The organism is Micromonospora sp. GCM10011541 (genome assembly GCF_042650725.1).
GTDB lineage: Bacteria > Actinomycetota > Actinomycetes > Mycobacteriales > Micromonosporaceae > Micromonospora > Micromonospora sicca.
This window is the reverse complement of record NZ_JBHSBP010000077.1, coordinates 120,978-140,259: the sequence shown is the minus strand read 5'-3', so window position 1 is coordinate 140,259 and position 19,282 is coordinate 120,978. Positions and strand designations below refer to the sequence as shown.

Below are 19,282 nucleotides of genomic sequence, written 5' to 3'. Positions count from 1 at the left end.
TTCCGGGGCGCGGGACGGCGCGGCGAAAATCGTCCTCTCCCACCCTCCGCTCTCAGCCGGGCATGACAGTCTTGATACGCACCACGCCGCGACGACCGATCATGCTGTGGAGGACCGGTGGCCCAGCCGACCACGCCCGACGCCCCGACCCCGACCGAGGCCCTGCCGGAGGCGCCGCCGGTCGGCACGACCCCGGCCGAGGACGCCACCCTGCTGGAACGCGCCCTGTTCGAGATCAAGCGGGTGATCGTCGGTCAGGACCGGATGGTCGAGCGGATGTTCGTCGCCCTGCTGGCCCGCGGGCACTGCCTGCTGGAGGGGGTGCCCGGGGTGGCGAAGACCCTCGCGGTGGAGACCCTCGCCCAGGTGGTGGGCGGCTCGTTCGCCCGGGTCCAGTTCACCCCCGACCTGGTCCCCGCCGACATCGTGGGCACCCGGATCTACCGCCAGTCCAGCGAGAAGTTCGATGTCGAGCTCGGCCCGGTCTTCGTGAACTTCCTGCTGGCCGACGAGATCAACCGGGCGCCGGCCAAGGTGCAGTCGGCGCTGCTGGAGGTGATGAGCGAGCGCCAGGTGTCGATCGGCGGCGAGACCCACCGGGTGCCCGACCCGTTCCTGGTGATGGCGACGCAGAACCCGATCGAGCAGGAGGGCGTCTATCCCCTGCCGGAGGCGCAACGCGACCGCTTCCTGATGAAGATCCTGGTGGGCTACCCGACCGACGCCGAGGAGCGGGAGATCGTCTACCGGATGGGCGTCTCCCCGCCCGAGCCCACGCCGGTGTTCAGCACCCCCGACCTGATCGCCCTGCAGCGCAAGGCCGACCAGGTCTTCGTGCACAACGCGCTGGTCGACTACGCGGTCCGGCTGGTGCTGGCCACCCGTGCCCCGGCCGAGCACGGCATGCCGGACGTCGCGCAGCTCATCCAGTACGGTGCGAGCCCGCGCGCCTCGCTCGGGCTGGTCCGGGCCACCCGGGCGCTGGCGTTGCTGCGCGGCCGGGACTACGCGCTGCCGCAGGACGTGCAGGACATCGCCCCGGACATCCTGCGCCACCGGCTGGTGCTCAGCTACGACGCGCTCGCCGACGACGTGCCCGCCGACCACGTCGTGCACCGGGTGATGTCGACCATTCCGCTGCCCGCCGTCGCGCCCCGGCAGCAGGCCAGCCCGCCGGCACCGGGCGCGCCGGCCGGCGCGGGCTGGCCCGGGCAGCGGCCGTGACCCCACCCATGCCGGCCCGGGACGACGCGGAGCGCAGTGGGGCGGTGCTGTCCCGGTTGCAACTGCTGGTCACCCGCAAGCTCGACGGCCTGCTCCAGGGGGACTACGCCGGACTGCTGCCCGGGCCGGGCAGCGAGGCGGGGGAGTCCCGCGAGTACCGCCCCGGCGACGACGTACGCCGGATGGACTGGCCGGTCACCGCCCGGACCACGATGCCGCACGTCCGGCGTACGGTGGCCGACCGGGAACTGGAGACCTGGCTGGCGGTGGACCTCTCGGCGAGCCTGGACTTCGGCACCGGCCGGTGGCTCAAGCGCGACGTGGTGGTCGCCGCGGCGGCCGCCCTGACCCACCTGACGGTACGCGGCGGCAACCGGATCGGAGCGGTGGTCGGCACCGGCGCCCCGGCGCCCGCGCGGGCCGGCCGGTGGCGGGGCGCACCCCCGGCGACCGGGCCGGGGACCCTGCTCCGGCTGCCCGCCCGGGCCGGTCGCAAGGAGGCGCAGGGCCTGCTCCGGGCGATCGCCGAGGTCGAGACCCAGCCCGGGCGCAGCGACCTCGGCGCGCTGGTCGACATGCTCAACCGGCCGCCGCGCCGCCGCGGGGTGGCGGTGGTCATCTCCGACTTCCTGGCACCGCCGCAGCAGTGGGGCCGCCCGATCCGTAAGCTGCGGGTCCGGCACGACGTGCTGGCGATCGAGGTGGTGGACCCGCGCGAGCTGGAGCTGCCCGACGTGGGGGTGCTGCCCGTGGTCGACCCGGAGACGGGGGAGCTGCACGAGGTGCAGACCGCCGACCCGCGGCTGCGCCGCCGGTACGCCGACGCGGCCGCCGCCCAGCGGGCGGCGATCGCCGCGGAACTGCGCGCCGCGGGCGCGGCCCACCTGCGGCTGCGTACGGACCGAGACTGGCTGCTGGACATGGTGCGATTCGTGGCCGCGCAGCGGCACGCCCGCACCCGAGGGACGACACGATGATCCGTTTTCTGCAACCGTGGTGGCTGCTGGCCGTGCTGCCGGTGCTCGCCCTGGCCGCCGCGTACGTCTGGCGGCAGCTGCACCGCCGGGCGTACGCCATGCGGTTCACCAACGTGGACCTGCTGCGGACCCTCGCGCCGAAGGGACTGGGCTGGCGGCGGCACGCGGCGGCCACCGCGTTCCTGCTCTGCCTGCTCGTCCTCGCCACCGCGCTGGCCCGGCCGGCGATGGACACCAAGGAGCCCCTCGAACGGGCCACCGTCATGCTCGCCATCGACGTGTCACTGTCCATGCAGGCCGACGACGTGGCGCCGAACCGGCTGGAGGCCGCCCAGGAGGCGGCCAAGCAGTTCGTCGGGGAGCTGCCGGAGAACTACAACCTCGGGTTGGTCTCGTTCGCCAAGTCGGCGAACGTGCTGGTCTCGCCGACCAAGGACCGGGAGGCGGTGACCACCGCCATCGACGGGCTGGTGCTGGCCGAGTCGACGGCCACCGGGGAGGCGGTCTTCACCTGCCTGGAGGCCATCCGTTCGGTGCCGGCCGACGGCGCGGCGGGCATCCCGCCGGCCCGGATCGTGCTGCTCTCCGACGGGTACCGCACGTCGGGGCGGTCGGTGGAGGAGGCCGCCGCGGCGGCCCAGGCGGCGAACGTCCCGGTCTCCACGATCGCGTTCGGCACCGACTCGGGGCAGGTGGACATCGGCGGCCAGCCGCAGCGGGTGCCGGTGGACCGGATGGCCCTCGCGCAGCTCGCCGAGACCACCGAGGGGTACTTCTACGAGGCCGCCTCGGTCAGCGAGCTGAAGCAGGTCTACCAGGACATGGGCAGCTCTATCGGGTTCCGGACCGAGCCGCGGGAGATCACCCGGTGGTACGCCGGGATCGCGCTGCTGCTGGCCCTCTGCGCCGGCGGGCTGAGCCTGCTCTGGTCGTCGCGCCTGCTCTGAGCGGGCGCGGCGGCCGCCGCGCGGCGGCGGCCGGCGACGACGGTGGGGCGATGGCAGGTCGGGGCGGCCGACGGCCGGCGGTGGTCAGTGACCGCCGCCGGCCAGGACGAAGAGGACGGCCACCCAGACGGCGGCGAGGGTGAAGCCCAGCGGGGCGACGTAACGGCTCATGGACAGGCTCCGGTGGCGGCTGGACGGTCCGCGACGGGACCGCAGGGGCAGGCAGGACGCGCACGCGAAGTCGTGACCGGGGGGCTCCTCCGCGGCCGGGCCCGGATCGGGGCGGCACAGCACGCTCACCCCGGCCGGGGCCGAGGGTAACGCGGGGGAGCGGGAGCTGGGTCAGCTCACCTGACTGAGTCGTGGCTCAGCGGGGCTGACGTTCGGCCCGGCCACGACTGGGAGGATCGCTATCTCGCACAGCGATCACCTCCTGCGGTCGGCGGGGCCCGGAAAGCGGGCGATCGACCGCCCGCAAACGTGGATGATCGTACACCCGGGGCGCCCGCCCGCCGCACTCGGTCGACCGGCCCCCACCCGCCCCACCGGTCAGCGCCGCCCGGGCCGAGCCGGCGATGGCGGCGAACTCGGCGCGGGCGGGATCCGGCACCGCGGCGAGGCGGTACGGCGCGGTCTCCGCCTGCACGGCGATCATCGACATGTGGTGGGCGACCACGTCGTGCAGCTCCCGGGCGATCCGGGTGCGCTCCTCCAGTACCGCCCGGCGCTCCCGCTCCCGCTCGCTGAGCGCGGTCTGCGCGGCCAGCGCCCGGCGGGAGCGCCGGTTGCCGCGCACCAGGTCGCCGAGCACCAGCACCGTCAGGACCAGCACCAGGACGCTGACCCGATGGTCGGGGTCGACCAGCGCGAGCCCCGGCACCAGCGTGAGCAGGCCCACCCAGACCAGCACCGGCCGGTCCGCCCGGGTCGCCACCACCGCCAGCACCAGCAGCGACCCGAGCGCCAGCACCGGGGTCCACGGCCAGCCCGCGCCGGCCGGCGCGTTGAAGGTGCAGGTGGCCAGGGCCACCACGGCCAGCCGCCAGGCCAGCAGGGGGCGCCGGGGCAGGGCGAGCAGCGGCGCGACCGTCAGGCCGGCGAACAGGATCGGCACGATCCCGGGCAGGCGCCGGTCGGTCTGCTGGGCCAGGGTGACGGCGAAGAGTCCGATCACGACGAGCAGGCCGACGGGCCGCGCGAACGGGGCCAGCCGGGGCCAGCGGTCCAGCGGCAGCCGGACCGGCGCGACGTCCGGCCCGGCGACGGTACGCCGCAGCGCCCGCCACCAGGTCCCGACCGGGTGCTCCGCCATCAGCGGCAGCCTACGGACCGGCGGGCGCATCGTCGTCCCACCCTGGGCTGAGGCCGGGCGTCGTACCCCGGTGTGACCTGGTCGGGTTAGCGCTTACCTACCGGTAACCCCTAGGCTCCGACCGACGCAGAGATCAGCGGAGCAGAGGGGGACCCGTGGCCCGTACCGTGCTGGTGACCGGCGGCAACCGGGGAATCGGCCTGGCCATCGCGCAGGCCTTCGCCAAGCAGGGCGACCGGGTGGCGGTCACCCACCGCAGCGGCGAGGCGCCGGCGGGCCTGTTCGGCGTGCGGTGCGACGTCACCGACTCCGCCTCCGTCGACGCGGCGTTCGCCACCGTCGAGGCCGAGCTGGGTCCGGTCGAGGTGCTGGTCGCCAACGCCGGCATCACCGCCGACACGCTGCTGATGCGGATGTCGGAGGAGCAGTTCACCGGGGTGCTGGACACCAACCTGACCGGCGCGTTCCGCTGCGCCAAGCGGGCCTCGGCGAAGATGCTCCGGGCGAAGTGGGGCCGGATGATCTTCATCTCGTCGGTGGTCGGCCTGTACGGGGGCGCCGGCCAGGTCAACTACGCGGCCAGCAAGGCTGGCCTGGTGGGGGTGGCCCGCTCGATCACCCGCGAGCTGGGCAGCCGCAACATCACCGCGAACGTGGTCGCGCCCGGCTTCATCGCCACCGACATGACCGCCGCGCTGCCCGAGGAGCGCCGCACCGAGTACCGCAAGGCCATCCCGGCCGACCGGTTCGCCGAGCCGGACGAGGTCGCCGGCGTGGTCACCTGGCTGGCCTCGGACGCGGCCGGCTACATCTCCGGCGCCGTCATCCCGGTCGACGGCGGCCTGGGCATGGGCCACTGAGCCACCCGTCCCGAGAAGAACGCACGGAGGAATCTCTCGATGTCTGGACTGCTCGCCGGTAAGCGGCTGCTCGTCACCGGCGTCATCACCGACGCCTCGATCGCCTTCTCGGTGGCGAAGCTCGCCCAGGAGAACGGCGCCCAGGTCGTGCTCACCGGCTACGGCCGGCTCTCCCTGGTCGAGCGGATCGCCAAGCGGCTGCCCGAGGCGGCCCCGGTGATCGAGCTGGACGTGACCAACCCGGAGCACCTCGCCGGCCTCGCCGACAAGGTCCGGGAGCACGTCGACGGCCTGGACGGGGTGGTGCACTCGATCGGCTTCGCCCCGCAGAGCTGCCTCGGCGGCGGCTTCCTCGACGCCCCCTGGGAGGACGTGGCGACCGCCCTGCAGGTCTCCACCTTCTCCTACAAGTCCCTGGCGATGGCGGCGCTGCCGCTGATGTCCGCGGGCGGCGCGGTGGTCGGCCTCACCTTCGACGCCACCAAGGCCTGGCCGGTCTACGACTGGATGGGCGTGGCCAAGGCCGGGCTGGAGTCCGCCTCCCGCTACCTGGCGCTGCACCTGGGCAAGCAGGGCATCCGCAGCAACCTGGTCGCGGCCGGCCCGCTGCGGACCATCGCCGCCAAGTCCATCCCCGGCTTCGACCAGTTCGAGGACGCCTGGACCGAGCGCGCCCCGCTGGGCTGGAGCCTCACCGACCAGGAGCCCGCCGCGCGGGCCTGCCTGGCGCTGCTGTCGGACTGGTTCCCGGCCACCACCGGCGAGATCGTCCACGTCGACGGCGGCTACCACGCGATCGGCGCCTGAGCCGGCCGGTGAAACCCGACCGTCCCGGGGTGGTCGTCGGGCCGTCACGGCCATCGGGGGAGAATGGCGCCATGGCGTACGACGCGTTGGTGCTGGTCTCCTTCGGCGGCCCGGAGCGGCCTGAGGACGTGGTGCCCTTCCTCCAGAACGTGACCCGGGGGCGCGGCGTACCGCCCGAGCGGCTGGCGGAGGTCGCCGAGCACTACCTGCACTTCGGCGGGGTCTCCCCGATCAACCAGCAGTGCCGGGAACTGCTCGCCGCGATCCGGGCGGACTTCGCGGCGAACGGCGTCGACCTGCCGGTCTACTGGGGCAACCGGAACTGGGACCCGATGCTCGCCGACACCGTGGCGCAGATGCACGACGACGGGGTGCGGCGGGCGCTCGCCTTCGTCACCAGCGCGTACGGCGGCTACTCCTCCTGTCGGCAGTACCAGGAGGACATCGCCGCCGCCCGGGCCGCCGTCGGCCCGGACGCGCCGGTGATCGAGAAGCTGCGGCAGTTCTGGGACCACCCCGGCTTCGTGGAGCCGCACGCCGACGCGGTGCGTACCGCACTGGCCCAGCTCGACCCGGCGAAGCGGGACACCACCCGGCTGGTCTTCACCGCGCACTCCGTTCCGACGTCGATGGCCGCCACCGCCGGCCCGAACGGCGGCCGGTACACCGCGCAGCTGGCGGAGACCGCCCGGCTGGTGCACGCCGCCGCCGCGCCGGACCTGCCGTACGACCTGGTCTGGCAGAGCCGGTCCGGCCCGCCGCAGGTGCCGTGGCTGGAGCCGGACATCAACGACCACCTGGCCAGCCTCGCCGAGTCCGGCGTGACCGGCGTGGTGGTCAGCCCGATCGGCTTCGTCTCCGACCACCTGGAGGTGGTCTGGGACCTCGACACCGAGGCGCTGGACACGGCCAAGCAGCTCGGCCTGGACTTCGTCCGCGCCGGCACCCCGGGCACCGACCCGCGCTTCGTGGCGATGGTCCGCGAACTGGTCACCGAGCGGATTGCGCCGGACGGCGAGCGGCTGCGCCGCCGCCTCGGCGAGCTGCCGATGTGGGACACCTGCCCGACGCCGTGCTGCGTGCCCGCCGCCCGCCGTCCCTGAGCCCGACCGACCCCTAGACCCGTTGGGACGACACATGCATGACCGCAAGCCGGTGCAGAGCTGGCTCACCGACATGGACGGCGTGCTGGTGCACGAGGGCCAGCCGGTGCCCGGCGCACCCGAGTTCGTCAAGCGGCTCCGGGCCTCCGGCAAGCCGTTCCTGGTCCTCACCAACAACTCGATCTACACCCCCCGCGACCTCCAGGCCCGGCTGGTCCGGATGGGGCTGGACGTGCCGGAGGAGGCGATCTGGTCGTCGGCGCTGGCCACCGCCAAGTTCCTGGACGACCAGCGGCCGGGTGGCACCGCGTACGTGATCGGGGAGGCCGGGCTGACCACGGCCCTGCACGCGGTGGGGTACGTGCTCAGCGACTTCGCCCCGGACTACGTGGTGCTGGGGGAGACCCGCACCTACAGCTTCGAGGCGATCACCAAGGCGGTCCGGCTGATCAACGACGGGGCGCGGTTCATCTGCACCAACCCGGACGTGACCGGCCCGTCGGTGGAGGGCGCACTGCCCGCCGCCGGCTCGGTCGCCGCGATGATCTCCAAGGCGACCGGGGTGGAGCCGTACTTCGTCGGCAAGCCCAACCCGATGATGATGCGCTCGGCGCTCAACACCATCAACGCGCACTCGGAGACCACCGCGATGATCGGTGACCGGATGGACACCGACATCCTCTGCGGGCTGGAGGCGGGGCTGGAGACGATCCTGGTGCTGACCGGGATCAGCAGCCGCGCCGAGGCGGAGCGCTACCCGTACCGGCCGTCCCGGATCATCGACTCGGTGGCCGACCTGATCGACGAGATCTGACTCCGCGGCCCGGCTCCGCCGTCAGGGGCGCAGCGGGGCGTTGCAGGCGGCGACCAGGGCCTGCCGGCAGGCGGTGGTGAGTGGGCGCAGCGCGGCGTCGCGCTGCTGGGCCTCGTAGTTGTTGATCGCCCCGCCCGGCGCGCTGTGCCCGGCGAGGGCGAGCACCCGGTCCAGCACGGCCGCCCGGGCGAAGAGTCGCCGGGCGCGCGGGTCGAAGCCCGGCGGCAGATCAGTGGCGCCGTCCGGGCGGCGCAGCGCGGCGAGCGCCCCGGCCAGCTCCGGCCGCCACTGGGCCACGTCGAGGCGGGTCAGCGCCGCGGTGGTCTCCGCGAGCGCGGCGGCCAGCTCGGCCTCCGCCTCCGCCGCGCCGGGGGCGGTGAGCGACGCCGCCGGCGCGTTCGAGGGCAGCGGGTAGACCCGCCAGAGCACCGTCTCCCAGGTCATCCCGGAGCCCGAGGTGTGGCTGCGCACCTGCGGAATCAGCCCGAGGCCGCCGGCGACCACCGCCTCCCCGGCGAGCAGCGCCGCACCGGCGAAGTCGCCGGGGCCGGGCAGGCCGCGCGGGTCGCCCGGCGCGGGCAGCACCAGCCGGATCTCGTCGGGGGAGAGCTTGGCCAGGGTGGGCAGCGCGTCCCGCAGCGGGACGTCGGTCCAGGTGCCGGGGGCGTCCGCGACCAGGTGCTCCTCGTCGCCGGCGATGGAGTCGGCGACCTCGTCGAAGGGCACCAGGCCGGCGCGCCAGGCGCGCACCCAGGCAACGAACCGGCTGGACCGGCGCGGAGCCAGCGTGGCCGCGCCCGTGGCGGGGAGGGACATGCGGAAAGGGTACGTGCTCGCCGCCGCCCCTGTCTCGACTGCCGCTCCGGCCGCGTAGCCTGCCCCGAACTGCCTTCTTCGCCCCTTTTCGCGGGCCCGCCGCATCGCCGTCGGCGGTCGTGACGTCCGTCCCCCACGGCGGCCGGGGTACCGGCGGCGCGTCGCCGGGCGGCGCGCCGGACCGCCGGTTAGCGTGATCCACATGGCGGGGCGATACGGCGAGGACGTGCTGGCGGGGGACTGGCGACGGCGGAAGGTCACCCCCGAGGTGGACGCCGAGCCGGACCTGGTGGTCGAGGACGCCGACTCTGGGTTCTGCGGCGCGGTGGTCGGTTTCGAGGCCGGCGCGGTGGTGCTGGAGGACCGGCACGGCCGGCGGCGCAACTTCCCGCTGTTGCCCGCGGCCTTCCTGCTCGAGGGCCGGCCGGTGACGCTGCGCCGGCCGACCCGCGCCCCGGCGCCGGCGGCCCGGCGGCGCACCGCCTCCGGCTCGATCGCCGTCGACAACGTCCGCGCCCAGGTCGCCAAGGCCAGCCGGATCTGGGTCGAGGGTGTGCACGACGCCGCGCTGGTGGAGCGGATCTGGGGCGACGACCTGCGGATCGAGGGCGTGGTGGTGGAGCCGCTCGACGGCATCGACGCCCTCGACGCCGAGGTCCGGAACTTCGCCCCCGGCCCGGGCCGGCGGCTCGGCGTGCTCGTCGACCACCTGGTGCCCGGCTCGAAGGAGAGCCGGATCGTGGCTCGGCTGTCCTCCCCGCACGTGCTGGTCACCGGGCACCCGTACGTCGACGTGTGGCAGGCGGTCAAGCCGGCCGCGCTCGGCATCCCGGCCTGGCCCGTGGTGCCGCCCGGACGGCCCTGGAAGGAGGGCGTCTGCGCGGCCCTCGGAGTGGGCGAGCCGGCGGACATGTGGCGACGCATCCTGTCCCGGGTCGACAGTTTCGCCGACGTGGAGACGCCGCTGATCAACGCGATGGAACGGTTGATCGACTTCGTGACCGAGCCTCGGTAGGCGTCGGTCGGCTCCTTGCCGCTTGCCGCTTGCCGCTTGTTGCTTGTTGCGGTTCAGGCCGGGGGCCGCCGTGACCGGCTCCGGGCGGTCAGGCTTGATCCCTCCGCCGGTCACGGCGGCCCCCGGCCCCGTCGTGGGCGGGCTGCGCGGTCCGGTGGCGGAGGTGGGGTGCCTGTTCGGGCGCTACGAAGCTGATGACGTGAACGGATCAGGGTGATGCATCCACGTCATCAGGTTCGTAGTGGCGATGCACTGACTGGGCCCTGCCCCCTCGACCAGCCCCAGTCATGCACTGCCCCGCCGGGCTCGTCCCGCGTCGGCCCTGACGGGCGCGGAGCCGCCTGCCTCAGCGCGGGCGGGGGCGGGGCGGGACGAGTTCGGGTGGGGTGGGGTGGTGGTCAGGGTTCCTGGTCGGGGGTGCGGGTGAAGACGAAGGTGGCGATGTCGAGGGCCACCGGACGGCCCGCCTCGTCGCGGATGACGGTGAGCAGCTCGCCGTCCTGGCCGCCGGAGCGTCCCCGCCAGCGGTCCGGGCCCTCGGGGGCGAACCGGAGCACCGGCTGACCGACCGGGCCGGCCAGCAGGTCGCCGGAGCCGTCGGGACGCAGCTCGTACTCGGCGCCCATCCACCACCAGCGGCCGGTCAGCTCGGCGAGGGCGGCCGGGGGCGGCGCGGCGGCCGGGCGCCACGGCGGCACCGCGGCCGGCTCGGCGTCCAGCACCAGGGTGAGGACCTGTCGGGCCAGCCCGACGATGTGATGGCCGCCGCGCAGGCCGTACGAGTTGGCGAAGTCGACCACGGCGGTGCGGCCGGGCCGGTGGACGGCGAGCCCGGCGACGTACCCGGGCATCGAGCCGCCGTGGCCCACGTACACGCGGTCGCCGACCCGGTAGAGCTCCACGCCGAGGCCGTGCCCGCCGGTCCACGAGTCGAGGTCGCTGATCACCACCGGCCCGCACATCTCGGTCAGCGTCCCCGACGCGAGCACGTCCGGCGCCGGGTCGGCCAGGAAGGCGGCCCAGCGGGCCAGGTCCTCAACGGTGGACCAGAGCTGGCCGGCGGGGGCCATCGCCCCGGTGTCGGTACGCGGCTCCTCGCGCAGGGTGTCGAGCCAGGGGTGCACCACATAGCCGCGGGCGTACGGCTCGGCGGGGTGGTAGGTGGTCCGGCGCATGCCGAGCGGTTCGAGGATCCGTGCCCGGAGCAGGTCGTACCAGGCGGTGCCGGTGATCCGCTCCAGCACCCCGCCCAGCAGCCCGTACGCCAGGTTGGAGTAGTGGTACACGTGGTGCGGCGGGTAGGCGATCTTGTCCGGGGTCAGCCCGGCGACCAGGGTGGCCAGGTCGACCCCCTCGGTCCGCTCCCACCAGGACCCCTCCGGTTCCCGCTGCAGGCCGCTGGCGTGCCCCAGCAACTGGCGCAGGGTGAGCGCGCCGACCGGGGTGCCGGGCAGGTGCCGCTCCAACGGGTCGTCCAAGGCGAGCCGGCCGGCGTCCCGTTGCTGCATGACCAGCACCGCGGTCATCGTCTTGCTGATCGAGCCGATCCGGTACTGCCGGTCGGCGTCCGGCCGCGGGTGCTCACCGGCGACCGCGAGGTGCGCGAGGGTGCCGTCCCGGACCACCCCGAGGGCGAGCGAGGGGGCCCGCCCCTCAGCCTGGGCCCGGGCGACCAGGGCGTCGACCTGTCGGGCGGTGTCGGGCAGCAGGGGCACGGCATTCTCCTCGGTGGGCACGGGTTCCGGTGCCGCCGAGCTTACTGATCATCGCGGGGCGCTGCCGCGTGCGTCGACGTGTCACGATTGCCGTGTGGACGCCGTGGTGTGGATCGTGCTGGGTGTGGTGCTGGCGGTCGCCGAGATCTTCACGACGACGCTGTTCCTGATCATGTTCGCGGCCGGGGCGTTCGCCGCCGCCGGGGCCGCCGCGCTCGGTGCCCCCGTGGCGCTGCAGGCGCTGGTGTTCGCGGTGGTCTCCGCGCTCTCGGTGGCGCTGGTCCGGCCGGTCATCCGGCGGCACGCGCAGTCCGCGCTGGAGAGCGGCGACCAGCCGTTCGGCGTGGAGGCGATCGAGGGCTCCACCGCGCTGGTGCTGGAACCGGTGGACGCCGAGCACGGCATGGTCAAGATCGACGGCGAACTGTGGAGCGCCCGCGCGTACGACGTGACGCAGAGTTTCTCCCCCGGTGAGCGGGTGCAGGTGATCAAGGTCCGGGGCGCCACCGCCCTGGTCTGGCAGGACGACATTTCCCACCCCCGTGAGCTTCCCGAAGCGAAAAGGTGAACGGTATGGACTTTGCATTGGTGCTGTTGGCCGCCGTGGCGTTGATCGTCGTGGTGACGCTGATCAAGGCGGTGCGCATCGTGCCGCAGCAGCGCCAGGACGTGGTCGAACGGCTCGGCAAGTACAAGCGCACCCTCAACCCGGGCCTCAATCTGCTGGTCCCCTTCATCGACGCCGTGCGCACCAAGGTCGACATGCGGGAGCAGGTGGTCAGCTTCCCGCCGCAGCCGGTGATCACCTCGGACAACCTGGTGGTCTCGATCGACACGGTGCTCTACTTCAAGGTGGTCGACGCGGTCCGGGCGACCTACGAGATCTCGAGCTTCCTCCAGGCCATCGAGCAGCTCACCGTCACCACACTGCGCAACGTGATCGGTTCGCTGGACCTGGAGCGCGCGCTGACCAGCCGGGATGAGATCAACCGGCACCTCTCCGGGGTGCTGGACGAGACCACCGGCCGGTGGGGCATCAAGGTCACCCGGGTCGAGATCAAGGCGATCGAGCCGCCGGCGAGCATCCGGGACTCGATGGAGAAGCAGATGCGCGCCGAGCGGGACCGCCGGGCGGCGATCCTCACGGCCGAGGGTCACAAGCAGTCGCAGATCCTCACCGCCGAGGGTGAGAAGCAGTCCGCCGTGCTCCGCGCCGACGGTGACCGGCAGGCCCGGATCCTCCAGGCGGAGGGCCAGGCGAAGGCGATCCGTACCGTCTTCGACGCCATCCACCAGGCCAACCCGAGTCAGAAGGTGCTCGCGTACCAGTACCTCCAGGCCCTGCCGCAGATCGCCAACGGCACCGCCAACAAGGTCTGGATCATCCCGGCGGAGCTGACCAAGGCTCTCGAGGGGATGGGCGGCGCGCTGGGTGGTCTGAGCCAGATGGTGGGTGACCTCCCGGCGCCGGAAGCGGCTGACCACGCGAGCCAGGTCGAGCGCGAGGCCGCCGAGGCGGCGCAGGCTGCCGCCGCTGCGGCCCAGCAGATCCACGACGAGGTACGCGTCGCCGAGGCGCAGGCCACCGGCGGCGCGAAGCCGCAGGGGCTGCCCGCGCCGGAGCCGGTCTCCCCGGAGAGCCTGCTCAACGACCCGTCGGACCAGCGCGAGCGGGGCTGACCCGGCCGCCGTCCGAGCCGGGCGGCAAATGCGAGAAACACTCATGCGGCGCCCCGGCGCCTGCCACGATCGGTCTGAGGACGGGTGGTGAGCAGGAGCCGGGGCGCCGTACGCGTCCCGCGCCGCCCGCAGGCGAGCGAGGTGACGCATGAAGGATCCGGCGAACAGTTTGTGGTCCCGGGAACCGGTGCCCGGCGCGCACGATCCCGCCGGTCCGCTGGGCACCCGGCGTACCGGGGGCGGGTTCGGGGTGCTGCCGTTCGTCTCCGACCCCGGGCCGGCCGCCCCGGCCACCAACGCGAGCTGGGCCTGGTCGGTGCGGCGGTTCGCCCGTGCGGCGGTCTGGCTGCTGCCCGCGTACGCGATCCTCTACGGCGCGGTGGCGATGGCCAGTGACGGCGGCGTGGGCAACGACCCGTACCCGGCCGACGGCCGGTCGCTCTACCTGGTGGGCTGGGTGGCCGCGGTCTGGCTCGGGCTGCTCGCCCTGCTGGCCCTGACCGGGCTGCTCGCCGCCACCCGCTGCCGCCGGGTCGCCGCGGCCGGCCTGCTGGTCAGCATCGCCGGGACCGTGCTGATGCTGCCGTTCGCCGGGCTCGCCGAGCAGACCCCGGTCTTCGGCACCACCGCGCGCGGCCTGGTCCTCTTCGGCGCCACCTGCTACAGCCTGGGGTGGTTCCTCACCGGGTGGTCGGTCGCCCGGTCGGGGATGTTCAGCTACGGCGACGGGACCATGCTGATGATCGCCGCCCCGCTGCTCGGCCTCGGCGGTGCGCTGATCGGCTCGTTGCAGACCTTCGGCGCGCTCTTCGTGCTGGTCGCCGGCATCGGCATCGGCTACCGCTCGGGCCGCCTGGTGCCCGCCACCATCGCCCGGGACGCCGCCACCGCCAGCGTCTCCACCCCGGGCGTGCCCGGATCCTCCCCGAACGGCCCCCTGCCCACCTGATGACCAGCCCGTAGCTGAGAGATCGCCGTGAGGTAACTGACAGTTGCCTGGCGGGGTGGTCGGTTGGCGGCTTTCGCGGTAATCCTGGGCTGCATGCCGTCACCCCGGTCGCCGCTGTCGCGGCTCTTCACCGTGCTCCTCGCCGGCGCCCTCGCCGGGCTCGTCCTCGCGGTCGCCGCGCTGCCCGGCGGCCTGCTCGGCGGGCAGGTCGCCAAGGCGGCCCTCGGGGCGTACGCGGAACTGCCCGACGCGCTGCGCACCCCCGCGCAGCCCCAGCGCTCCTACCTCTACGCCAACGACGGCAAGACCCTGATCACCACGTTCTACGACGTGAACCGCACCGACGTGCCGCTGGCGGAGATCGCCCCGGTGATGCGGCAGGCGATCGTCTCGGCCGAGGACCGGCGCTTCTACTCCCACGGCGGCGCCGACCTGCGCGGCATCGCCCGGGCCCTGGTCGCCAACCTCCGCGGCGGCGGCACCGAGCAGGGCGGTTCCACGCTGACCATGCAGTACGTCCGCAACGTGCTCAAAACCGACCCCACCCGCACCGCCGAGGAGCGGCAGGCCGCCACCGAGCAGACCGTCGGGCGCAAGATCCAGGAGATCCGGTACGCGGCCGCGCTGGAGAAGACCCTCAGCAAGGACGAGATCCTCAACCGCTACCTGAACATCGCGTACTTCGGCTCCGGGGCGTACGGCGTCGCCGCGGCCGGCCAGCGCTACTTCGGCAAGGCGCCGGCCGACCTGACCCTGGGCGAGGCGGCCCTGCTCGCCGGGCTGGTGCAGTCGCCCGACGAGTACAGCCCGATCGACGGCGACAAGGCGCGGGCGCTGGAGCGCCGCGCGTACGTGCTCGACGCCATGGCCGAGACCGGCGCGATCAGCGCGGCGCAGGCCGCCGCGGCCAAGGCGGAGAAGCTGACCCTGCACCCGACCGCCCAGCCCAACGGCTGCACCGCGGTCGCCCAGGGGCACGCCGACTGGGGCTTCTTCTGCGCCTACCTCCGCCAGTGGTGGCTGACCCAGCCCGCCTTCGGCAACACGGTCAAGGAGCGCGAGCAGGCGCTGCGCCGCGGCGGCTACACCGTGGTCACCTCGCTCGACCCGAAGGTCCAGCAGACCGCGCAGCAGCAGGCCACCGGCGTCTACGGCTACGACAACAAGCGCGCCCTGCCGATCGCGGCGGTCGAGCCGGGCACCGGCCGGGTGCTCGCCATGGCGGTGAACCGGCACTACAGCCTGGACGAGAACCCGGCCGGGCAGGCCAACCACCCGAACACCGTCAACCCGCTGATCTCCGGCGGCGACAGCGTCGACGGCTACCAGGCCGGCTCCACCTTCAAGCTCTTCACCATGCTCGCCGCGCTGGAGGCCGGCAAGCCGCTCTCGACCGGCTTCGACGCCCCGAGCAAGCTGCCCACCCGGTACGCGGCCGAGGGCGAGGGCACCTGCGACGGCAAGTGGTGCCCGGCCAACGCCAACCCGGCGTGGATGGACGGGTACCGGATGATGTGGGACGGCTTCGGCCGCTCCGTGAACACTTACTTCGTCTGGCTGGCCGAGCAGGTCGGGCCGGCGAAGGCGGTCGAGATGGCGCAGCGGCTCGGCATCAGGTTCCGGGCCGAGTCCGACGCCGCCTTCGCCAAGGACGACGCGGAGAACTGGGGTGCGTTCACCCTCGGCGTGGCCGCCACCACCCCGCTCGACCTCGCCAACGCGTACGCCACGGTGGCCGCCGAGGGGACGTACTGCACCCCGCTTCCGGTGGTCTCGGTGACCGCCGCGAACGGTGCCAAGGTGGCCGTCGGCCAGCCGTCCTGCAAGAAGGTGCTGGACACCGACGTGGCCCGGGCGGCCACCGACGCGGCCCGCTGCCCGGTCGGCCAGCAGTCGGCGTACGGGCAGTGCAACGGCGGCACCGCGACCTCGGTCGACCGGATCGTCGGCCGGCCGGTGGCCGGTAAGACCGGTAGCTCCGAGCAGAACGCCACGGAGACCTTCGTCGGCTTCACCCCGCAGGTGGCCGTCGCCGGCATCGCCGCCAACCCGGACGACTCGACCGACCTGGTCGGCTCGCCGGTGCAGGCGAAGGTGATCGACGCGGTGGCCCGGGTGATCAAGACCGCGGTCGGCGGTCAGCCGGTGAAGGACTTCACCGCGCCGAGCCGTGAGCTGGCCGGCGACCCGCAGCGGCCGAAGCCGCAGCCGACCCCGCGGCCCCACCAGCCACGACAGGAGCAGGACCGGGGCCTCCCGTCGGACCTCCTGCGCTGGCTCCAGAACCGCCGCGGCTGACGGACAGCTTGAGATCTTGGGCGGTTGCCGGTCACGACCGGCGACTGCCCAAGATCCGTTCCTCGGGCGGGCGTCGCCTCAGCGGGGGCCGACGCGGAACATGCCGGTCAGGTCGTCGTGCACCGCGTACCCGAACCGGCGGTAGAGGCTGACCGACTCCCCGGCGGCGAAGAGCCCGACGAACGTCCGGGACGAGGCGCGCGCGGCGATCCACTCCTCCAGCCGGCCCAGGATCGCCGCGCCGACCCCGCGCCGCTGCCGCTCCGGCAGCACCGCCAGGTCCTGGAGGTAGTAGTAGATCGCCCCGTCGCCGACCAGCCGGCCGAGCCCGATGACCCGGTCGCCCTCGACCGCGACCACCCCGTGCAGTGAGGCGGCCAGCGAGGCCGGGATCGCCGCCCGGTCGTACGCGTCGGCCCAGCCGACGCCGGACGTGACGGCGACGAACTCCCCGACGGTGGGCAGCCGGTCCACCAGGCGGTACTCCATGATCGACAATGTAGCCCGGCGGGCGCGCGGTCAGCGCCCGACCAGGGGCGACACCACCCGGTCCAGTGCCGCCGCCACCTCGTCCGGGTCGCCGTCCCCGTCGACCACCACGAACGTCCCGAATTCCGGCAGCGCCCGGTAGGCGGCGTCCAGCGCCCGCAGGTGCGCCAACTCCTCGGTGTCGATGCCCCGGGCCGCGACTCGGTCCTTCGCCACCGTCGGCGAGGTGGCCAGGAAGCAGACCACGGTCGGCCGGGGAAAGAGCGCGTACGCGGCCCGGACCGCCCGCCCGCCGCGGTCGCCGCGAGCCGCCATGATCACGTACTGGCACCAGGTCCAGCGGTCCAGTACCGCCGTCCGGCCGGTCGCCCGGGACCAGAGCAGCGTCCGGCTCATCGCCAGCGCGCGGACCGTCGCCTCCAAGGCCGGATAGCGGGTACGGCCGAACAGCGCCACGCCGTCGCGCCGGCCGAGGGCCCGGGCGAGCCGGTTCCACAGCGGGCGCCCGCCGGCGTTCTCGAAGTAGCTCGCCGGGGTGCCGGCGGCGGTGAGCCGGCGCGCCAGCGCCCGGGCCTGGGTGCTCTTGCCGGAGCCGTCGACGCCGACCAGGGCGATCATCACGGGACTGGCCACGGGTCCGGACGGTACCGGGGCGGCGCAACCCGGGGGCGGCGGCCGGCGCCCGGCGACCTCGGGCACGGGCGGGCGGAGACCCGGCGGAAGAAAATCCGCTCCGGCTGTCGGATCCCGTCGGGCGGCTCCGACCCACCGGTGACAGCGCCCGCCGGGGGCGCTGCCGACCGAGGAGAACCCATGCGAAAGATCATCTACTGGGTGCACCAGTCCGTCGACGGCTTCATCGAGGGGCCGAACGGCGAGTTCGACTGGCCCGTGATGCGAGAGGAGTTGTCCGCGTACTCCCTGGAGCTGAGCGAACGGGCCGGCGCGTTCGTGTACGGGCGCAAGGTCTGGGAGATGATGTCGTACTGGTGGCCGCGGCCCGAGTCGATGGCCGACGCGCACGGCCGGGCATTCGCGCCGATCTGGCGGCGTACCCCGAAGATCGTCCTGTCCCGGACCCTCGAGTCGGCCGACCACGGCGCCCGGGTCATCGGCGCCGACCTGGTCGGGCAGGTCGCCGCCCTCAAGGCCGAGCCGGGCGGGGACCTCCTGCTCACCGGCGGCTCGGCCGCCGCCGCGGCGCTGACCGACCACGGTCTGATCGACGAGTACCAGGTCATCGTGCACCCGGTCGTCCTCGGCGGCGGTAGGCCGGTCTTCCCGCCCAAGGACCGGCTCGCCCTGCGCCTGGTCGGGTCGCGCGGCTTCGACGGCGCGAGCGTGCTGCTGCGGTATGAGCGGGCCGGCTGACCCGGTGGCCCCCGCCACGCACCTCCGCCCGGCGCAGCGGCCGGTGGGCGGTGCGGGTGGCGGCGTCCGGCAGAATCGTCGGGTGCCCGTCCACGAGATCACCGACCCCGACGACGACCGGATCGCCGACTACCGCGCGCTGACCGACGTCGAGCTGCGTACCCGCTGGGAACCCCCGCACGGCCTGTTCATCGCCGAGGGGGAGCTGGTGCTGCGGCGGGCGCTGCGGGCCGGCTACCCGGCCCGGTCGTACCTGGTCGACGCGAAGCGGGCGGACCAGCTCGCCGACCTCGACACCGGCGACGCCCCGGTCTACGCGGCCACCCAGGAGGTGCTCCAGCGGGCCACCGGCTTCCACGTGCACCGGGGTGTGCTCGCCTCGTTCCACCGCAAGCCGCTGCCGAGCGCGGCCGAGGTGCTGGCCGGCGCCCGGCGGGCGGTCATCCTGGAGGACGTCAACAACCACACCAACCTCGGGGCGATCTTCCGGGCCGTGGCCGCCCTCGGGGTGGACGCCGTGCTGCTCTCCCCGTCCTGCGCCGATCCGCTCTACCGGCGCAGCGTCCGGGTCAGCATGGGTGAGGTCTTCGCCGTCCCGTACGCCAAGCTGGACCCCTGGCCGGACGCGTTGGCCCAGGTCCGGGCGGCCGGTTTCACGGTGCTGGCGATGACGCCCGCCCCGGACGCGGTGCCGATCCAGCGGCTGGACGCGGCGCAGCGGGCCCGCGCGGCCCTGCTCATGGGCGCCGAGGGGGCGGGCCTGACCCGGGCCGCCATGAACGCCAGCGACGTGCGGGTGGTGATCCCCATGCGGCGCGGGGTGGACTCGCTCAACGTCGCCGCCGCCACCGCGGTGGCCTGTTGGGAGCTGGGCCGCGACGACCCGCTGTGACGCCGTCCTTCGG

At 74.0% G+C, this 19,282-nt stretch carries 20 protein-coding genes; 14 read left to right on the top strand and 6 right to left on the bottom strand.

What is annotated here, in order from left to right; genetic code table 11:
- Positions 1-117 precede the first annotated feature (117 nt).
- From ACFOYX_RS29245 to ACFOYX_RS29235, 3 genes are read left to right on the top strand one after another with little or no spacing between them, the layout of a single operon-like run.
- The gene (locus ACFOYX_RS29245) at positions 118-1,224 is read left to right on the top strand and encodes a MoxR family ATPase (protein ID WP_109800183.1); all 1,107 of its coding nucleotides are present in this window, start codon (positions 118-120) and stop codon (positions 1,222-1,224) included.
- On the top strand, positions 1,203-2,201 hold the full coding sequence (locus tag ACFOYX_RS29240; protein ID WP_201749468.1) for a DUF58 domain-containing protein: 999 nt from the start codon (positions 1,203-1,205) through the stop codon (positions 2,199-2,201). The genes ACFOYX_RS29245 and ACFOYX_RS29240 overlap by 22 nt, the downstream gene beginning before the upstream one ends.
- The gene (locus tag ACFOYX_RS29235) at positions 2,198-3,148 is read left to right on the top strand and encodes a VWA domain-containing protein (protein ID WP_322442892.1); all 951 of its coding nucleotides are present in this window, start codon (positions 2,198-2,200) and stop codon (positions 3,146-3,148) included. The genes ACFOYX_RS29240 and ACFOYX_RS29235 overlap by 4 nt, the downstream gene beginning before the upstream one ends.
- Before the next feature lie 84 nt (positions 3,149-3,232).
- Here ACFOYX_RS29235 and ACFOYX_RS29230 read toward each other — a convergent pair whose 3' ends face one another.
- Entirely contained in the window at positions 3,233-3,448 is a 216-nt protein-coding gene (locus ACFOYX_RS29230) for a hypothetical protein (RefSeq protein WP_322442893.1), read from the bottom strand.
- Between the two features lie 67 nt (positions 3,449-3,515).
- Positions 3,516-4,460, bottom strand: a complete 945-nt coding sequence (locus ACFOYX_RS29225; RefSeq protein WP_322442894.1) for a histidine kinase dimerization/phosphoacceptor domain-containing protein — start codon at positions 4,458-4,460, stop codon at positions 3,516-3,518.
- Positions 4,461-4,615: 155 nt separating this feature from the next.
- Here ACFOYX_RS29225 and ACFOYX_RS29220 point away from each other — a divergent pair, with 155 nt between their 5' ends.
- The 4 genes from ACFOYX_RS29220 to ACFOYX_RS29205 all read left to right on the top strand — a co-directional run bounded on the left by ACFOYX_RS29220 (position 4,616) and on the right by ACFOYX_RS29205 (position 8,044).
- The gene (locus ACFOYX_RS29220; protein ID WP_322442895.1) at positions 4,616-5,320 is read left to right on the top strand and encodes a beta-ketoacyl-ACP reductase; all 705 of its coding nucleotides are present in this window, start codon (positions 4,616-4,618) and stop codon (positions 5,318-5,320) included.
- 39 nt (positions 5,321-5,359) lie between these two features.
- Complete coding sequence (gene fabI, locus ACFOYX_RS29215) at positions 5,360-6,127, top strand: enoyl-ACP reductase FabI (protein WP_322442896.1); 768 nt, start codon at positions 5,360-5,362, stop codon at positions 6,125-6,127.
- A gap of 71 nt (positions 6,128-6,198) precedes the next feature.
- Entirely contained in the window at positions 6,199-7,230 is a 1,032-nt protein-coding gene (locus tag ACFOYX_RS29210; protein WP_322442897.1) for a ferrochelatase, read from the top strand.
- 34 nt (positions 7,231-7,264) lie between these two features.
- On the top strand, positions 7,265-8,044 hold the full coding sequence (locus ACFOYX_RS29205) for an HAD-IIA family hydrolase (RefSeq protein ID WP_109800175.1): 780 nt from the start codon (positions 7,265-7,267) through the stop codon (positions 8,042-8,044).
- Positions 8,045-8,065: 21 nt separating this feature from the next.
- Here ACFOYX_RS29205 and ACFOYX_RS29200 read toward each other — a convergent pair whose 3' ends face one another.
- Positions 8,066-8,860, bottom strand: coding sequence for a hypothetical protein (locus ACFOYX_RS29200; protein ID WP_109800174.1), 795 nt, complete (start codon positions 8,858-8,860; stop codon positions 8,066-8,068).
- A gap of 202 nt (positions 8,861-9,062) precedes the next feature.
- Here ACFOYX_RS29200 and ACFOYX_RS29195 point away from each other — a divergent pair, with 202 nt between their 5' ends.
- On the top strand, positions 9,063-9,875 hold the full coding sequence (locus ACFOYX_RS29195; protein ID WP_322442898.1) for a DUF3097 domain-containing protein: 813 nt from the start codon (positions 9,063-9,065) through the stop codon (positions 9,873-9,875).
- A 398-nt stretch (positions 9,876-10,273) separates the two neighbouring features.
- Here the strand turns inward: ACFOYX_RS29195 and ACFOYX_RS29190 are convergent, their stop codons facing one another.
- Positions 10,274-11,590: a serine hydrolase domain-containing protein gene (locus ACFOYX_RS29190; protein ID WP_322441691.1), complete on the bottom strand. Its 1,317-nt coding sequence runs from the start codon at positions 11,588-11,590 to the stop codon at positions 10,274-10,276.
- Between the two features lie 94 nt (positions 11,591-11,684).
- Between ACFOYX_RS29190 and ACFOYX_RS29185 the strand changes: the two genes are divergently transcribed.
- The 4 genes from ACFOYX_RS29185 (at position 11,685) to ACFOYX_RS29170 (ending at position 16,517) form a co-directional block, all read left to right on the top strand.
- Complete coding sequence (locus ACFOYX_RS29185) at positions 11,685-12,158, top strand: NfeD family protein (protein WP_322441692.1); 474 nt, start codon at positions 11,685-11,687, stop codon at positions 12,156-12,158.
- 5 nt (positions 12,159-12,163) lie between these two features.
- Positions 12,164-13,270 carry an SPFH domain-containing protein gene (locus tag ACFOYX_RS29180; protein WP_322475080.1) on the top strand — a complete coding sequence of 369 codons (1,107 nt, stop codon included), beginning with the start codon at positions 12,164-12,166 and terminating at the stop codon, positions 13,268-13,270.
- A gap of 148 nt (positions 13,271-13,418) precedes the next feature.
- Positions 13,419-14,219, top strand: coding sequence for a hypothetical protein (locus ACFOYX_RS29175; RefSeq protein WP_322441694.1), 801 nt, complete (start codon positions 13,419-13,421; stop codon positions 14,217-14,219).
- Positions 14,220-14,312: 93 nt separating this feature from the next.
- A complete protein-coding gene (locus tag ACFOYX_RS29170; RefSeq protein WP_322441695.1) occupies positions 14,313-16,517 on the top strand; it encodes a transglycosylase domain-containing protein in 2,205 nt (734 codons plus the stop codon).
- Positions 16,518-16,595: 78 nt separating this feature from the next.
- On the opposite strand, the gene ACFOYX_RS29165 is transcribed toward ACFOYX_RS29170, so the two are convergent.
- Together ACFOYX_RS29165 and ACFOYX_RS29160 are read right to left on the bottom strand one after the other, a co-directional pair.
- Positions 16,596-17,006: a GNAT family N-acetyltransferase gene (locus tag ACFOYX_RS29165; protein WP_322441696.1), complete on the bottom strand. Its 411-nt coding sequence runs from the start codon at positions 17,004-17,006 to the stop codon at positions 16,596-16,598.
- A gap of 30 nt (positions 17,007-17,036) precedes the next feature.
- Complete coding sequence (locus ACFOYX_RS29160) at positions 17,037-17,639, bottom strand: thymidylate kinase (RefSeq protein WP_322441697.1); 603 nt, start codon at positions 17,637-17,639, stop codon at positions 17,037-17,039.
- A 180-nt stretch (positions 17,640-17,819) separates the two neighbouring features.
- Between ACFOYX_RS29160 and ACFOYX_RS29155 the strand changes: the two genes are divergently transcribed.
- The gene (locus ACFOYX_RS29155; protein ID WP_322441698.1) at positions 17,820-18,377 is read left to right on the top strand and encodes a dihydrofolate reductase family protein; all 558 of its coding nucleotides are present in this window, start codon (positions 17,820-17,822) and stop codon (positions 18,375-18,377) included.
- A gap of 43 nt (positions 18,378-18,420) precedes the next feature.
- On the top strand, positions 18,421-19,269 hold the full coding sequence (locus ACFOYX_RS29150; RefSeq protein WP_322441784.1) for an RNA methyltransferase: 849 nt from the start codon (positions 18,421-18,423) through the stop codon (positions 19,267-19,269).
- Positions 19,270-19,282 lie beyond the last annotated feature (13 nt).

Coding starts and splice junctions, on each gene's coding strand:
- ACFOYX_RS29235 (WP_322442892.1), top strand. CDS start 2,198: ATGATCCGTTTTCTGCAACCGTGGTGGCTGCTGGCCGTGCTGCCGGTG.
- ACFOYX_RS29225 (WP_322442894.1), bottom strand. CDS start 4,460: ATGGCGGAGCACCCGGTCGGGACCTGGTGGCGGGCGCTGCGGCGTACC.
- fabI (WP_322442896.1), top strand. CDS start 5,360: ATGTCTGGACTGCTCGCCGGTAAGCGGCTGCTCGTCACCGGCGTCATC.
- ACFOYX_RS29210 (WP_322442897.1), top strand. CDS start 6,199: ATGGCGTACGACGCGTTGGTGCTGGTCTCCTTCGGCGGCCCGGAGCGG.
- ACFOYX_RS29205 (WP_109800175.1), top strand. CDS start 7,265: ATGCATGACCGCAAGCCGGTGCAGAGCTGGCTCACCGACATGGACGGC.
- ACFOYX_RS29200 (WP_109800174.1), bottom strand. CDS start 8,860: ATGTCCCTCCCCGCCACGGGCGCGGCCACGCTGGCTCCGCGCCGGTCC.
- ACFOYX_RS29195 (WP_322442898.1), top strand. CDS start 9,063: ATGGCGGGGCGATACGGCGAGGACGTGCTGGCGGGGGACTGGCGACGG.
- ACFOYX_RS29180 (WP_322475080.1), top strand. CDS start 12,164: ATGGACTTTGCATTGGTGCTGTTGGCCGCCGTGGCGTTGATCGTCGTG.
- ACFOYX_RS29175 (WP_322441694.1), top strand. CDS start 13,419: ATGAAGGATCCGGCGAACAGTTTGTGGTCCCGGGAACCGGTGCCCGGC.
- ACFOYX_RS29170 (WP_322441695.1), top strand. CDS start 14,313: ATGCCGTCACCCCGGTCGCCGCTGTCGCGGCTCTTCACCGTGCTCCTC.
- ACFOYX_RS29165 (WP_322441696.1), bottom strand. CDS start 17,006: ATGGAGTACCGCCTGGTGGACCGGCTGCCCACCGTCGGGGAGTTCGTC.
- ACFOYX_RS29155 (WP_322441698.1), top strand. CDS start 17,820: ATGCGAAAGATCATCTACTGGGTGCACCAGTCCGTCGACGGCTTCATC.